The sequence below is a fragment of the Corynebacterium sp. MSK004 genome (assembly GCF_030232515.1).
GTDB classification, from domain to species: Bacteria; Actinomycetota; Actinomycetes; order Mycobacteriales; family Mycobacteriaceae; genus Corynebacterium; species Corynebacterium hesseae.
In genome coordinates this window covers 118,465-133,144 of record NZ_JASPKB010000001.1, presented here as the reverse complement: position 1 = coordinate 133,144, position 14,680 = coordinate 118,465, and the positions used below count along the sequence as shown (strand labels likewise).

General features: G+C 57.1%; 14 protein-coding genes. 8 read left to right on the top strand and 6 right to left on the bottom strand.

Annotation, left to right across the window (positions count from 1 at the left end; all coding sequences use genetic code 11):
• Positions 1-51: 51 nt before the first annotated feature.
• Together QP999_RS00600 and QP999_RS00595 are read right to left on the bottom strand one after the other, a co-directional pair.
• Positions 52-558, bottom strand: coding sequence for a GNAT family N-acetyltransferase (locus tag QP999_RS00600; protein WP_070523467.1), 507 nt, complete (start codon positions 556-558; stop codon positions 52-54).
• A 120-nt stretch (positions 559-678) separates the two neighbouring features.
• Positions 679-2,541 carry a GmrSD restriction endonuclease domain-containing protein gene (locus QP999_RS00595; RefSeq protein WP_284847356.1) on the bottom strand — a complete coding sequence of 621 codons (1,863 nt, stop codon included), beginning with the start codon at positions 2,539-2,541 and terminating at the stop codon, positions 679-681.
• A 300-nt stretch (positions 2,542-2,841) separates the two neighbouring features.
• Between QP999_RS00595 and QP999_RS00590 the strand changes: the two genes are divergently transcribed.
• From QP999_RS00590 to QP999_RS00575, 4 genes are read left to right on the top strand one after another with little or no spacing between them, the layout of a single operon-like run.
• Positions 2,842-3,474, top strand: a complete 633-nt coding sequence (locus QP999_RS00590) for a 3'-5' exonuclease (RefSeq protein ID WP_070597208.1) — start codon at positions 2,842-2,844, stop codon at positions 3,472-3,474.
• Between the two features lie 45 nt (positions 3,475-3,519).
• Positions 3,520-4,464, top strand: a complete 945-nt coding sequence (locus tag QP999_RS00585) for a dihydrodipicolinate synthase family protein (RefSeq protein WP_070523457.1) — start codon at positions 3,520-3,522, stop codon at positions 4,462-4,464.
• Between the two features lie 31 nt (positions 4,465-4,495).
• Complete coding sequence (locus tag QP999_RS00580; RefSeq protein WP_070597211.1) at positions 4,496-5,437, top strand: ROK family protein; 942 nt, start codon at positions 4,496-4,498, stop codon at positions 5,435-5,437.
• A 41-nt stretch (positions 5,438-5,478) separates the two neighbouring features.
• Positions 5,479-6,189, top strand: coding sequence for an N-acetylmannosamine-6-phosphate 2-epimerase (locus QP999_RS00575; RefSeq protein WP_070523451.1), 711 nt, complete (start codon positions 5,479-5,481; stop codon positions 6,187-6,189).
• Positions 6,190-6,198: 9 nt separating this feature from the next.
• Here the strand turns inward: QP999_RS00575 and QP999_RS00570 are convergent, their stop codons facing one another.
• Positions 6,199-6,915 carry a FadR/GntR family transcriptional regulator gene (locus QP999_RS00570; protein WP_070523448.1) on the bottom strand — a complete coding sequence of 239 codons (717 nt, stop codon included), beginning with the start codon at positions 6,913-6,915 and terminating at the stop codon, positions 6,199-6,201.
• Positions 6,916-7,155: 240 nt separating this feature from the next.
• On the opposite strand from QP999_RS00570, the gene QP999_RS00565 reads away from it, so the two are divergent.
• Entirely contained in the window at positions 7,156-8,670 is a 1,515-nt protein-coding gene (locus QP999_RS00565) for a sodium:solute symporter family protein (RefSeq protein ID WP_284847355.1), read from the top strand.
• Between the two features lie 158 nt (positions 8,671-8,828).
• Here QP999_RS00565 and QP999_RS00560 read toward each other — a convergent pair whose 3' ends face one another.
• Positions 8,829-10,169, bottom strand: a complete 1,341-nt coding sequence (locus QP999_RS00560) for an AAA family ATPase (RefSeq protein WP_070597214.1) — start codon at positions 10,167-10,169, stop codon at positions 8,829-8,831.
• A gap of 82 nt (positions 10,170-10,251) precedes the next feature.
• On the bottom strand, positions 10,252-10,806 hold the full coding sequence (locus QP999_RS00555) for a CAP domain-containing protein (RefSeq protein WP_284847354.1): 555 nt from the start codon (positions 10,804-10,806) through the stop codon (positions 10,252-10,254).
• 555 nt (positions 10,807-11,361) lie between these two features.
• Here QP999_RS00555 and mmuM point away from each other — a divergent pair.
• From mmuM to QP999_RS00540, 3 genes are all read left to right on the top strand, one after another.
• Positions 11,362-12,252: a homocysteine S-methyltransferase gene (mmuM, locus tag QP999_RS00550; protein WP_284847353.1), complete on the top strand. Its 891-nt coding sequence runs from the start codon at positions 11,362-11,364 to the stop codon at positions 12,250-12,252.
• A 43-nt stretch (positions 12,253-12,295) separates the two neighbouring features.
• The gene (locus tag QP999_RS00545) at positions 12,296-12,682 is read left to right on the top strand and encodes a hypothetical protein (protein ID WP_070523427.1); all 387 of its coding nucleotides are present in this window, start codon (positions 12,296-12,298) and stop codon (positions 12,680-12,682) included.
• 68 nt (positions 12,683-12,750) lie between these two features.
• Complete coding sequence (locus QP999_RS00540) at positions 12,751-13,242, top strand: gluconokinase (RefSeq protein ID WP_070523424.1); 492 nt, start codon at positions 12,751-12,753, stop codon at positions 13,240-13,242.
• Here QP999_RS00540 and QP999_RS00535 read toward each other — a convergent pair.
• Positions 13,239-14,633: a GntP family permease gene (locus QP999_RS00535; RefSeq protein WP_070523571.1), complete on the bottom strand. Its 1,395-nt coding sequence runs from the start codon at positions 14,631-14,633 to the stop codon at positions 13,239-13,241. The genes QP999_RS00540 and QP999_RS00535 overlap by 4 nt on opposite strands.
• Between the last annotated feature and the right edge of the window lie 47 nt (positions 14,634-14,680).

Here is a 14,680-nt window from a genome sequence, read left to right as displayed (position 1 = left end):
ATTCCCACGTTTCAAAAGAGTGGCTGAGCTGCGAGTGTCGAGATATTTTTATCAGCCCAGTCGGTAGACCTCATAGTCGTCCGGCACTCCGGCGCCAGGAACGTGCTGCAGTCCGAGCTTCAAGGCTAGGGCAATCGACGCCTCGTTGGTGGGGTCGATGATGGCGACGACGGGGAGCTGTGGGAAACGCTCGCGCGCACTGGCAATTGCAGCGGCTGCGGCCTCTTTTGCGTAGCCTTTGCCCTGCGATTCGGGTGCGAAGCGGTAGTAGAGGTTGAGTACTTCTTCACCAGCTTCCGCACTATGGCGCACGCCAGTAAATCCTATGGTCGTGCCATCGAGCGTGGATACCACGTAGTAGCCCAGCTGATTCTCGCGCCAGTTGGCCTGCCATGTGCGTGCCAACTCCGTGGCTTCCTCCCTGGTCTTCATAGCTAGGTCAGGGCGGTGTTCGTAAGTGCGGGCGTCCGAGTGGATGGCAAAGATGGCGTCTATGTCGGCATCAGTTGGTGCCGACAAACTGAGTCGGGGAGTGCGAAGAGTATGAATATCATTCATTGCGAGTCCTGAGGTTGAGAGCGGCGTTCGGCCAAGTTGTCTAATCTGCACACGCGTGGTGCCGTCGCTCTTGGTCGAAAGCTGCCTGGCTGCGTCGGTCAGAGAGGAAGCAACTTTGCCTTAGGCCTCCGAAAGGGGGTCGACTCCCGTTTGGACAGGCTCCTCAAGCGCTTCTTCCTCGAAGAATGACGAGTCTTCCACAGCGTTTCCTTCGCTGACATCGCGCTGAACCGTCTTCTTCAGAGCACCCTCAATGAGTGTGCAGAGTGATTCCCTTCGACGCTCGAAGAAAGCATCAAAGTTATCGCTGCGCAGTGCTTCGGGCGAAATGAGGTGTCCGCGGAGAACGTCGTCCACGCCGTCGGCATCGAAGCCAGATTCGCTTTCAACCTTGGATAGGTATTGTGACGGTGCGACGCCACCGATGACGCGGTTCGTGCGTGCGCTGAGCGTCGTCTTGTTGACGATGGATTCGCGGCGCTCGTTATCAATTCCGTTTTTCTTGCACCAGTCTTGAGGGAAAATATGGTGAATATCCACGGCCATGTCCCTGTACTGGAATGCTCCGAATTGTTTTCCCTCGACCCAGTCTGTTGAGCCCTGTGCCATGATGAGTGCTGCGATGCCCTTGTAGGCAGCGGCATTGCGGGTGCGCAAAGAATGAAGGCGGGATTCAGCGAAGGTAGCGTCCTGCACGGTTCGTGGGGCGGAAGTTTCTTCACCCATCGCCCAAGCAGGTACCCCTTCGAGGTCACGTACGAAGCGCGTCTCAATAGCAGCGCCATAGAGCTCGCCCAAGACTCCGCTCCAGAACCACTGCGTGATCTTTTCTTTCACGTGGTGTTTGTCTGCTTCCTTGCCAAGAACAACAGCAATGGCAGCAAGCGGAACCAATTGCTTCGGGTAGGGGACATCCCTGAACCGATAGATGTGCAGATCTGCGAGGAAGCCTGCCGCCCAGATGAATCCTTGACGCAGGGCGTCGCGCCAAGTGAGGTAGTCGTTCAACTCAAGCTTTAGAACGTCTTCCCTCTTGGCAGACAGGCCGACTTTGCGGCTTACCGAGGAGTGCTTGCTTCGCTCAAGAGTTGTCAGCATCGTGATTGCTTGGAGGAAGTCAGTGTTCTCCACCTTGTGGAGGACGTCATGTTCTTTCCACAGCTCCTTGGTCTCCACCCAGTCATCGTTGAGGCGGAAATCGCGCTGGTACTTGTCGTAGTACTCTGCATCGCCGGCAAACACCGCCGTGAGGAGCTCAAAAACGTTGAGTGGGAGTCCACCAACATTGACCTTTTCGAAGACAGTGGCCACCGCTGCCTTGTCCGTCTGCTTGTCCAGCTCAATTGCAGGAATCTTGTATTCGTTGACCTGACGGATGATCCCATCACTGAATGCGGTCATGAGCTCGGTGTCACCTAGCTTGCCGAACCATTCGAAAAGCCCCATCTGATCAAGCAGTAGCGAAACGGGGATATAACCCGCTTCGTGTTGCTTCTCCAGGCTGCTGAGATCGAGAACGATGTCGCGGTTAAAGTTGGTTCGAATAACTCCATCAGCCGGTACCGAGATCACTGCTTCATCCAGCTCGAAGGGATCCTCAATAGACTTCTGGATATTGATGAAGTACCTGCGGTCGAGGCGCTTGCCGCGTGAGTCTTTGGTGTGAACAACACCATCACCCTTGAGGGCTTGGGTAAGCGATGTCAGTCGTTGCTGGCCGTCGAGAAGCAAGAACTTGGGCTCGGAGGTAGCAGTCGCCTCGGTGCTTTCGATGGGCCGTGGCTTGAACCTGACAGAAGAATTGCCGGTTTCCAGCAACATGATGATGCCCAACGGATGCCCACGGAAGATGGTTATGAGGAGCTGGCGGACGCGCTCGTCCTCCCACTTGTACTTTCGCTGAAAATCGGGGAGCTGAATCTCTCCGTTCTCGGTATTGCGCATCAGCGCCGATAGTTGGTGCATGTTGGTGTTGAAACCCACCGGAGCCTCCTCTGTAGCGAATAGTCTTCTCCAGCATGCCTTAAAAGGGGCAAAGGGGAGGAGAACTCTGGAGATTCATTTTAGCAAAAGGCTGCGTTTGGTGTTGGGCTTAGCCAGGTGAAATGTTCTCGAACTCCTGAGCCGCAATCCTCCCAAAAGGTCCAGCCCCGCTGATGCCTTGGACTCCATGAGCCTTTCCGACTACTCCCAGCTCGCCCTCGATGTACCCATCTCCTGCTGTGATGAGCACTGGCTGGTCAGCAACGTCGCGCGCACCAGCGCATCTATGGGCAGCGGTTGGTGCTGCGTGATTACGGGATTGAAACGCGAGGGCGTGCCACGACGAAGCTGCGCGTGAATTACCGCACGACCCGGCAGAACCTGGGCTATGCCACGGCGATTCTGGACGGTGCCGAGTGGGTGGATTCGGAAGAGAATATCGACGATCTGCATGGTTATCGTTCGTTGCGCCAGGGTCCTGCGCCGGTTGTCTTGAATTCTGCGAGCAAGGCGGAGGAAGCTGAGGCCTTGGCCGCGCGTATCCGGGACTGGACCTTCGGGGATGACGATGTCTCCATCGGTGTGCTGACCCGGACTAATGCGCGCAAGGATGAGATCGCCACGCAGTTGGGCGAGCTGGGCGTGGCCGTGAGCACTGGGCGGCGCACGTCCCGGGAGCGCCCGATGGCGGTGATGACGATGCACAACGCCAAGGGCTTAGAATTCACGCACGTCATCTTGCTTGATGTAAGCCGCGAGGCGCTGCAGCGCGAGCGGGCGTTGCTCTACGTAGCAGCCTCGCGCGCCCGCGATGTGCTCGTAGTGAGCGTGGTGGGGAGGCCTCCGAGCTGTTGCCAGGTTAGGTTAGTCAGTTCTCTTCCTTTGCTTCCTTTCGCTGGAAGGAGCTGCATCACAATCGCAGGAGACGTATGATGTCTTATGACTCAAGTGAAAAGGTGAATAGGAAGGGTTCAAGACATGACTGCAAGCACACAGCTCCTGCACGGCGTTGTACCGCCGCTTCTGACTCCGTTTAACGAGGACTACTCCGTCGACATCGATACCCTCAAGCGTCAGGCCGAACGGCTGATTAAGGCTGGTGTTCATGGTCTGTTCGTTCTCGGTTCTTCAGGTGAGGTGGCTTTCCTTACACGAGAGCAGCGTAAGGAAGTCATTGCAACGGTGGCGGAACAGGCTCGCGGGCGAGTTCCGGTAGTTGCAGGCGTGATTGACATGACGACTCCGCGAGTCATTGAGCATATTGAAGATGCCGTCGCGCTCGGGGTCCAGGGTCTAGTTGCCACTGCCCCTTTTTATGTTCGTACTCACGATGTAGAAATTGCTGAGCACTTCCGACTTCTTCACGAAGCCGCGCCAGAGACTCCCATCTACGCGTACAACATTCCGGTCAGTGTTCACTCGGTACTGGATATTTCTACCCTTATTTCTCTCGCCAAGGAAGGTGTGCTCGCTGGCGTTAAAGATTCTGGCGGCAATGATGGATACACGCGTGCTCTGATTAGCGCCCGCGACAAGGCTGGGGTGAAAAACTTTGTGGTTTTAACTGGCTCGGAAACTACGGTCGACTTTGCTTACCTGGCAGGTGCCGATGGCGTGGTACCTGGTCTGGGCAACGTGGACCCGGTTTCCTACGTGAAGTTGCATGAGCTACTGGTGGACGGGGCGTATGCCGAGGCCGCGGAATTGCAGTCTAAGATTTGTGACCTTTTCACCATCGTTGGTGTGGGCGATGGGACCCGCATGGGCGGAAGCTCGCAAGGTCTCGGCAGCTTCAAGGCAGCGCTTCACCACCTGGGCGTCTTTCCGTCGGGGCTGATGTCCCGTCCGCACGTCGCTCTGAATGATGAGGAGCTGGCTAAGATTCATGAGATCGTCGATGCCGCTCAGGTGATCGAGCCCTAATTTCGCTGAACTACGACGAAACGAGTGAAGAGTGACTAGTACCCTTGCGCTTGATGTCGGTGCAACAAAGATTGGTTGGGGCTTCGTGTCTGATGAAGACCCAACGCAGGCAGTTGCGTTGGGAAAGATTCCTACCCAGCCGGCCGGTGCTTCGCCACAGGAGCAGATTAAGAAAGCCGTTCAGCTGGCGTTGGAAGGATCGGGCATTGCCCCGGCGCGAATCGGCATTGGTTCGCCAGGAGTGATTCAGGCACCTGAGGGACTCGTCACCTACAACGGGGACACCATTAAGAACTGGTCTGGTACCAATCTTCGTGAGGTCGCGAAAGAGGTTGTTGACCTTCCGTGTGCTGTTCACAATGATGTGAGAGTCTGGGCGTACGGAGAGCTGATGCTCGGAGCCGCGAGGGAGTTCCAGTCCGGCAGAGTCCTGTACCTTTCGTTGGGAACTGGTGTCGGTGGTGCGGTAAGCGATAACGGGAGTCTGCTCAGCGGACCTACCGGATCGGCCGGAGAGTTTTCGGAGCTCTTGTGCGCTGATTTCCGGGGCTTTGCGGACCGCGCCGAAAACATTATGAGCGGCAATAGCTTGGCTGCGTATTATGAAGAATTTTCTACGAACCCGGCGAGCGAGCGGGTGCAGTGGAAGGAACGGGCCCAGTTAGTGCTTCCCCTCGAAAAGGTCGTGGAAAGAATGAACCAGGGAGATGAACTCGCTTCCCGGATTATTCGAGGGAATTCTTATGGCCTTGGCCGTGCGGTGGCTGGTCTTGTTTCGGCTCTTGATCTTGATGCCGTTGTCTTGGGCGGCGGTGTGTGTCAGATTGGTGCCGCTGTGGAAGAACCATTCCGTCAGGCCATAGAGGATTTCGCATTGAAGCCGAATCGCTCCGTTGCAATTCGGGTTACTGAATCTCCGGCGACAGCACCGTTAGTGGGTGCAGCGGCTTTTGCTCGAGATAACGCTTTTTAGCACCGTTTATCTGCGATATATCCAGAAGAAGGCTCAGGTATATGTTTAGGTTTAAGAGTAGTGAACTGGCGGAACGCCGAGAAGAAGTCCAAGGGTTAATTCGAAACTCGGTGATTGTCTCGGTGCAAGCGCCAGATGGTCACCCAATGCGCGATACCCATACCTTGACGCATGTCGCTCGTGCGTGCGTTGAGGGAGGAAGCCGTGCAATCCGGTGTGGCGGGTATGGCGGCATCGAGGATGTCGAGGCAATCGCAGCTGCAGTAGATGTACCAGTTTTCGGCCTTACAAAGGAGGGGAGTGAGGGGGTTTATATCACGCCAACTGTAGAGTCCGTCCGTCGATTGGCTGAGGCAGGGGCAGCTGTTATCTGTGCAGATGCCACGGATCGCCCTAGGCCTGATGGCTCAAGCTTTTCTGATCTTGTCGCAGAGTGTCACCGGCTTAATGTCTTGTCAATGGCCGATTGTTCAACCCCGGAAGAAATGCAGCAGGCGCACCACACGGGGGCGGATATCATTTCAACGACGCTGGCCGGCTATACAGAATTCCGGAGCAAGACTGAAGGTCCGGATCTTGAATGCTTGGCAGAGGGGCGACGGCTCTGTGGTGAAGATGCTTTTTTGATAGGCGAAGGCAGGTTTGCCTCGCGCGATGATGTGGCTGCAGGAAAGCGCGCTGGCGCCGATGCAATCATCATTGGCACTGCCATCACAGATCCTGCCTGGATTACGCGGAGCTTCAATAGCTGACGCGGATTGTCACAGCGAAGTCAGCAGAGGCTCGTAATGCCTGAGTACAGACTCTTGATACTTCTTCAGGTCATTGTTCTGTAGAGCATCGACGATGTCTTGGTGCGCGCGAACCGTCCTGCTGAAGTCCTGTGGTTCTTCCAACTTGCGAAGCGGAATGACGTTCATGTGCACTTGCCAAAAGGCATCATTGAGCTCACGGATGATCGGGTTATCAATTTCGGAAAGCAGCACCTGATGGAACTCCCGATCCTCTTCGGCAAAGTTTAGGCCCTGCTTCCGCTTGGCTGACATCTTTTCCACGATGATGCTCAACTGCTCTAGCTTCGAGGGGTCGAGTTTGGCTGTGATTTCTTGCCCGATAGCAAGATCAATCGCCTGCCGGATTTCCACTACATCACGAAGTGTTTCAAGGTTGTCATCAGCGTCGAGAGTCGCTCGAAAAATGAGTCCTTGAACTAGAGCTTTGAGGGACGTGCTGGAGACAAACGTTCCTGTTCCGTGCCTGACGTCGACGATATCTAGCGTCGTTAGGATTCTGATGGCCTCTCGGACAGAGGAGCGAGAGAAGCCAAGCTCTTCGCAGAGCTCTGATTCGGTTGGCAAAGTGTCCCCGGGCTTGAGGGCGTTGTCCCGAATGTATTGTTTGATGCCTTCTACAGCCTGCTGGGTGGTTGAGGCAGGGCGATGTGTGGCTTCACTGAATCCCCACGTTCCGGTGTGCACTGGTTAATCCCTCTTTTCTTTTCGATATATCTTAAGCCTTCCACGTTGGCGGGGTACTTAAAGGATGAGCGCTGCGGGGGAGTAGCACTCCGCTCTGACGATCAGGGGTAGACGGCTATATCTTAAATCCCTTCAAACATCAGACGTCTGATGTATTGTATCTTCTAACATGCTTTGTTGCACAGACAAATTAGAGAGTGATTTAGCTCTCTATATCGAAAGCCCTGAAGGGAAGGCCAAATGCAATCATTCGGAACACTCAACTGGATAGTTCTGATCCTCTATCTCCTGGGAATGCTTCTTGTCGGCGCTTATTTTGCGCGTAGGGCCGGCAGTGATCAGGACGAATTCTTCAAAGCGGGTGGCAGGATTCCTGGCTGGGCGGCAGGATTCTCAATCTATGCCACGACGCTGTCTGCCATCACGTTTATGTCCACTCCGGAAAAGGCGTATCTGACTGACTGGGCTTACTCGGCTGGTAACCTCGCTATTTTTGCCATTGTTCCAATTTTGATCGGTTACTATGTTCCGTTCTTCAGGAAGCTGGATGTCACTACGGCCTACGAATACCTCGAGGAGAGATTCTCCGTAGCCCTCCGAGTCCTCGGCTCGCTCCTCTTCGTTCTTTATCACGTCGGGCGCATCGCCATCGTTATCTATTTGCCAACATTGGCGATCACGTCGGTGGCAGATATCAACCCGCTGGTCGTCGCCGCGTTTGTAGGCGCTCTTTGTATTGTGTACACCTTCCTGGGAGGCATGGAAGGCGTGATTTGGTCTGATGTGATTCAGGGTGTCCTGCTGCTGGCTGGCGCTGCAGCGGTAGTGCTGACGGCCATGGCTATGACTCCCGACGGATTTAGCGGTGCGGTGGTTAACGCCGCTGAAGAAGGAAAGTTCTACTCAGCGGACAACTTCACCACGAATGCAGTCTTCTCCTCGATACCATTCATCTTTATCGGAAATGTACTGAACAGCTTGCACCAGTACACCTCTTCTCAGGACGTCGTTCAGCGCTACCAAACGACTCCTACGATTCAAGCGACGAAGAAGTCTCTCATCGTCAACGGAATTCTGGCGCTGATAACTATTCCGCTGTTCTACGGGATGGGAACGGCTTTGTATAACTTCTACGAAGCGAAGGGTGGTCTGCCTGAGGGAGTCAACACTTCTGCTGTAGTGCCGTATTTCATTCTTTCGGAGCTGCCTGCAGGCATTGCCGGACTCTTGATTGCTGCCATCTTGGCGGCTGCGCAATCGACAATTTCTTCTTCGCTCAACTCGATTTCCGCGTGCGTTGTCGTGGATATCTATAACCGCTTCTCCCCGAAGGAAGCGTCGGTTACTTTCTCTCGCCTGGTCATCATCGTTGCCGGAACCTTCGGATTGGCCGTTGCGCTGTATCTCATCATTACCAACCAGTCGGACCTGTGGGACCTGTTCCTCGCGATCACCGGTCTTTTTGGAGTTCCGCTCACTGCGGTATTTGTCTTGGGTATCTTTACGAAGTCCGCAAATTCCAATGGCGTTCTCATCGGGCTCCTTTGCGGAGCGATTGCTGCGTACTTCGCTGGAAAGCTGGACCAAGGCCCATTCTTGGTCTCGATTGTCGCGTTCGTAGGAACTCTCGTTATCGGCTATCTGGCATCCTTCATCTTCCGGAAATCGGACCAGCACGACATCACGGGCTTGACTATTTACGGAAAGGACCTTGAGTACACGCGGCGTAGCGCCATGCAAACGCCTGGTGCTTAAATCAAGTAAGTTAAGCCCACGCAGCGTGAGTTGTTGCTCTCCGTGGGGTACATCTCGCATGGCCGCGGCGTGCTCGTAACGAGTGTGGAGGGGCTTCGACGCTGTTGCTGTTGTCGGTGGGGTTGCCGCCTCTGGACCGGTGTCCCAGTAGTTGTGCTTCAAGCAGCTTCATCCTGATGCTTCAAGGAAACGTGGAGGATTTCTTCGATGACCGTTGCGATAACGCCCGGTGTTCCTGGATTTATGGTCCGCCAATTCTCGCTGCCAAGGACTGGAAGGAGCCTTAAGGAGTTGTCAATGGGGTGGCTATCGGCGACAAGTAGTTCGCCCCAATCCTCTTGGTGTAGGGATAAATAGGCAGGGGAGTGGGAGTTCACAATCATTTGCTGCAGGGGATTGTCCGGGCCCACTTGGTGGCGTGAATCGACAGCCAGCTCATGCAGGAGCGTATACATAGCGCGAAGCTTGTCGGGATAAATGCCGTTTTCTGGTTCTTCGAAGCATAAAACGTCGTTCGTGCTGGGGTCGATGGCGAGGAGACCCAGGACGATAAAACGCAGTGTTCCATCCGAGAGCGCACGCGCGGGAAGCAGCGGTGCATTGCCAATTTCTGCTTGAAGCGTGATCAACTGACGCGAGCTGTCGATGTCGAGGTCAATCGAGCGAACATCAACGAGATCGAGGAGCGTGTCTTCTAATTGAACAGTTGCTTGATCGCCGATTTCCTGCGTGAGGCGGGCGAGGGTCGCCGGGAGGTTGGCGCCGCGGGCATCGACGCTTGACGGATCACTCATCGCGCTCGGAGCACGCATCGCACTCGGCTCAAGGCCCAGTAGCTTCCACGTGGAAAGCTCTCTACGTACTGCAGCAATTGCTGGGTAATCCGCGCTGCGCCCGTAGACGGATAGAACCGTGGAGCGAACTTCCTTCAGGGGAAGGTGCGGATTGCGCCCCCTTCTACCCGACTTAACCTCGATGGAGTCTTCGGCCGTTGTCTTAATGAACGCGGGGCGGCCACCTGTGCTTTTAATAGCAGTCTTGCGAAATGCTTCTGCAGCCCAGGGGTGCCTTTCACGGGCGTCCTTTTGGGTGAGTGCCGTGAGATCCTCACGGACAAGTTCGATGGTTCGCACGACTTGATCCGCAGTGAATTCCTGCTCCACGAGTTGGAATTCAAGCTCGTACCGCAGGAAAGTCGTGGTGATTTCTACTTCTTGTCCGAAGTCATCTCGAAAAGTTGCGGGGACGATCATCTCGGCGGCAAACGTGATCGAGTTCGTGTCGTTGCCAAAGATTTCGCTGATATCGCCACGCAGACCGCGGAGATTGGCGGCGGCATCGTTGAGAGAGGCATTGGCTGTTGAGCCGAAGAAAGAAATTGCGTCGAAGATATTTGACTTGCCGACAGCATTGCGGCCCACGATGCAGGTGTAAGGGCCGAGATCGACACTGAAATTCTTGAGGTTCTTGAAACCATCAACTTCGAGTCGCGTGAGCATGGAGTCCACTATAGCGTGCAGCGAGTGAACACCCAGGGGCGCAGGATGAGCCGCCTAACTGCGCCCCTTTCGGGTTTTAGATCTACCGCCCAAAGTTCTGCACGGCGTACAACCGGCCGTCGGGGGCGACGGTCAGGCCGATTCCCACGGACTTAGCGCGGGGGTCGAGCAAGTTCTTGCGGTGGCCGGGGGAATCCATCCACAGCTTCACCAGGCTGGCATCGGAGTAGTCGCTCCATGCCTGGAGGACGTTCTCACCACCAGCGGGTAGGCCGGCGGGGTAGAAGGTCCAGTAGTTCGGACGGTGGCGAGTCCTGCCATCGCGGCTCAAGGTGTTGGCCCAATCCTGTGCCAGGTTGGTCAGGTTCGGGTCAACGCGCAGCGGTGCGAGGCCATTGGCCACACGTTGCGCATTGGTTTGATTAATGAGGCCTTGAACGCTGGCTGCAGCGTGCGGAGCCGGGGCTGCCGGGCCGGCAACGGACGGCATGGTGAAGCCGAAGTCAGCCGGGTTGAATGCACTGAAGGAACTACCAGCCTGAGCAGGGGCGTTGATGGAACCGGCGAAGAGTGCTGCAACGGCAGCAACCGGGGCGACGATCTTTGTGGCTTTATGTCCGAATGGGAGGCGGAACATGGCGGGCACCTCTTTCTGCTTCAGGTGTTAAGTGGAGGCTTTTTCGACCTCGTACCGAGCGGTACTTTCACTTAAAATTAAAGCTCTTTTGGGTGCTAAAAATCCATCTGACCAGCAGTTTTAAGGTTTGCCTGTGAGTTTATGTGTCTTCGCGCGGCGGGTTTAAGTTTCTTTTGGGTTTGCCGCCCTGAAGGCTTGAAATCGCATAGTTTTCTTTAGAAATGACGGGCGGCGGGGGTGGCACTTGGGGGTGGCTTCTTAGGTTGATGGAAAGCTTTCCCAAGAAAGTGCTGGTGATGTGTCAACTATTCTCAAAAACTCAGGAATTTCTTCAAAAATCCCTGGATTAAGGCTGGGAAAGTATAGTTTGCGTTTATCCTCCGGTGAGGAACCTGAGTGAGAGGGGAACGTCGAAAAGCATGGCAATGAGCAGGAAGAAGGGCTGTTGAGGCTCAGTGTCAGAAGGTAAAAGATTAAGAAAAGTAATGCAACTATTAATGAAACCTATTGGCATGGTGGGGGTCGGCTGCCCACGCATTGCTAGGCTCGTGCGCCATGGCCCTCTTTGACGCGCCGCTGCTTTTCGACGGCGGCCTTGGAACCCACCTCGAGGCCCTGGGGTACGACATCTCGGGTCCGCTGTGGTCGGCGCGTGTGCTGCGTGAGAACCCCGCCCTCATCGAATCTGCCCATGCGGATTTCTTTGCCGCCGGCGCCCAGATTGCCACCACGGCCTCCTATCAAATCACCTTCGATGTGCTGGGCAGGGAGGCGGAGTCTCTTTTGCGCCGCAGCGTCACGGTAGCGCGTGACGCCGCCCGCAAGGCCGGCGACAGACATGCTGCCCACGGTGATCTATTGGTTGCCGCATCCGTTGGCCCCTATGGAGCAGGCCCGGGCCGGGGCAACGAGTACGACGGGGCCTATGGTCTTTCGGCGCACGAATTGCGCCGCTGGCATGCCCGCAGGGTAGAGGTGCTCGCGGACACGGAGGCCGACTTCCTTCTTGCTGAAACCATCCCGAATGTCGATGAGGCCGCGATGCTTCTGGAGCTGCTCTCGGCCCAGCCCAAGCCCTTTGCATTGAGCATCACCGGTGCCATCGCGGCCGACCCGATGAAGCTCTCACAGGTGATCGCGCTGGCCAACCAGGCACCGCGGCTGGGTGTCGTGGGTGTGAATTGTGTGCGCCCACCGCAGGCATGGGCGGTGGTGAAGGCATTGCGTGCTGGAACGGATAAGCCGCTTTTAGCATGTCCCAACAGCGGGGAGATCTGGGACCAGGGCGCCCGTGACTGGCGTCCTGCTCCCGCCGGCGCGGTGGGATTGACTGAGGCGGCGGCCGAGATGCGCGCGGCTGGGGTCAGCCTACTGGGCGGCTGCTGCCGCCTGGGGCCCGCTGAGATTCAGCAGCTGTGCCGATCGATCCGCTTCGAAGACAAATAGAAAACGCCGCGACAATCCTCTGGCGAGAGGATAGAGTGTTCCTATGAAAAAGTTTTCTCTACTCGCCGCATCCGCTGCACTTCTCATCACAACGCTGTCCGTGCCCGCCGCCAATGCCGAGCTGACCCAGACTGAGCGGGATCAGTTCCGCACCGATCCCGTCGGGGCAGTTGCCTGGCAGGCCATCAAGGGCTCCTCGGAGTACGTGCGCGCCGATGGCAACACCATGATGGCCGCGTCCTTCTTTTCCATGACTATGCCGGGGCAGAGCATCGGCATGCCTGCTCTTGAGAATTGCGCAGAGCGCGTCGGCTCCTCCGCGCCGGAGGGCGGCGTGCGCTACGTGGCGGCGGCTTTGTGTGCCACCTTTGATCCGAATGCCCGCGGCGAGGTGCAGCGCGGCGACTTTGGCTACGGGCCACTGGGCTAAGCCGCGCTGTGGTCAGCCGCGCGACGCCCCGTAGCGCGTAGGATCGGATGCTGTCTTAAGGAGGATTGATGCGCAAGCACGTGGTGATCATGGGAGTCTCGAGCTGCGGCAAATCGACGGTCGGGGAGTTGCTGGCGCAGCGCACCGGCCTTCCCTTCCGGGATGGGGACGATATGCACCCGGCGGCGAACATCGAGAAGATGGCCTCGGGGCAGGCGCTTGACGACGATGACCGGAAACCCTGGCTCGAATCCATCGGCCGCTTTCTCGCCGAACAAGAGTCCGGGGCCATCGTGGGCTGTTCCGCGCTCAAGCATTCCTACCGCGACATCATCCGCGCCGCAGCACCCGATACGGTCTTCATCCACCTGCACGGCTCCTATGAATTGCTCAAGGAGCGCATGAGCCGGCGAACCGGACACTTCATGCCGGTGTCCCTGCTTGATTCGCAGTTCGAGACTCTAGAGGAACTTCGGCCGGAGGAGGCAGGCATCGTGCTGGATGTCAGCGCCACCCCGGAGGAGCTGGCCGCCGCGGCGGCCGAGTACCTGCAGGCCTAGAACAGCGCGGCGGCGCCGTAGAAGATAAGGACGATGCCGAAGCCAATCGAGGAAATCAGCGCCTGATTGACGGTCCACGTCCTCAGGGTGGTGGACACGTCCATGCCCATGAGACGGCCAACGAGCCAGAAGCCCGAGTCATTGACATGGCTGCCAAAGACGGAGCCGGCTGCGGTGGCGAGCGTGATGAGGACCAACTGGATTTCGCTGAAGCCGCCAGCCTCCACGGCAGGCACCATGAGCGCGGCGGCCGTCGTCAGCGCAACGGTGGCCGAGCCTTGCGCCAGACGCAGGGCTACCGCGATGAGGTAGCAGGCCAGGATGACAGGGACGCCGAGGTTAGACATGGAGTCCGCCAGCGCATCACCGATACCGCTGGTGCGCAGCACCCCACCGAACATGCCGCCCGCACCGGTGATGAGGACGACGGAACAGATCGGTCCGAGCGAAGACTCCACGGTCTTCTCAATTGCGCTCTTGCCCTCCCCGCGGCGCAGGCCCAGCACGGCCATCGCTGCAAGAGTAGTAATCAACAGCGCGATGGGTGTTTGGCCCAAGAAGACGAAGAAGCGAACCCACGTGGCGGAAGGATCAACAACACCAGCGGTGCCCAGCGTGGTCAACCCGGTATTGCCGAAGATGAGGACCATGGGGATGAGCAGGATGCCAATTACTGAGGCCGGGGAGGCCGGGCGATCCGGGAGTTCGGCATCGCTGACCAAGGCGCCGGTGATGGCTTCCTCGAGGCGGTAGGGATACTTCTTTCCTAGGTGGAGACCGAAGCGGTAGCTGGAGAGATACCACGTGGGCAGCGCAACGAGGAGGCCAAAAATGAGGATCAGACCGATGTCCGCGCTGAAGAACTCACCGGCGGCAACAGGGCCCGGGTGCGGCGGCACGAAGACATGCATGACGGAGAAAGCGCCGGCGGCGGGGATGCCGTAGGCCAGAACTGGGCCGTCCAGGCGCCTGGCGACGGCAAAGATGACCGGCAGCATAACCATGAGACCCGCGTCGAAGAAGATGGGGAAGCCCATGATGAGGGAGGCCACGCCGAGTGCTAGGGGCGCTTTGTCTTCGCCGAAGAGTTTCACGAGGGCGTCGGCAAGCGTTTTAGCACCGCCGGAAGTTTCCACCAGACGCCCGATCATGGCGCCCAACCCCACCAGCAAAGCCACGGATCCCAACGTTGAGCCGAAGCCGCTCGTCATGGTGGGAACCACACCATCCAGCGGGATGCCAGCGGCCAGGGCGGTAAGCGCGGAGACCGTGACGAGTGTGACGAAAGCGTGCACCTTGAAGTAGATGACGAGGACGAGGATGACGGCGATGGCCGCAACCGCAATCCCTAACAGTGGTCCGGTGCCCAGCGTGGGCTCCCAAGTATCCATGACATTCATGAATGTTGATTTTACTTCTGCAGCCTGCGGTGATCTAG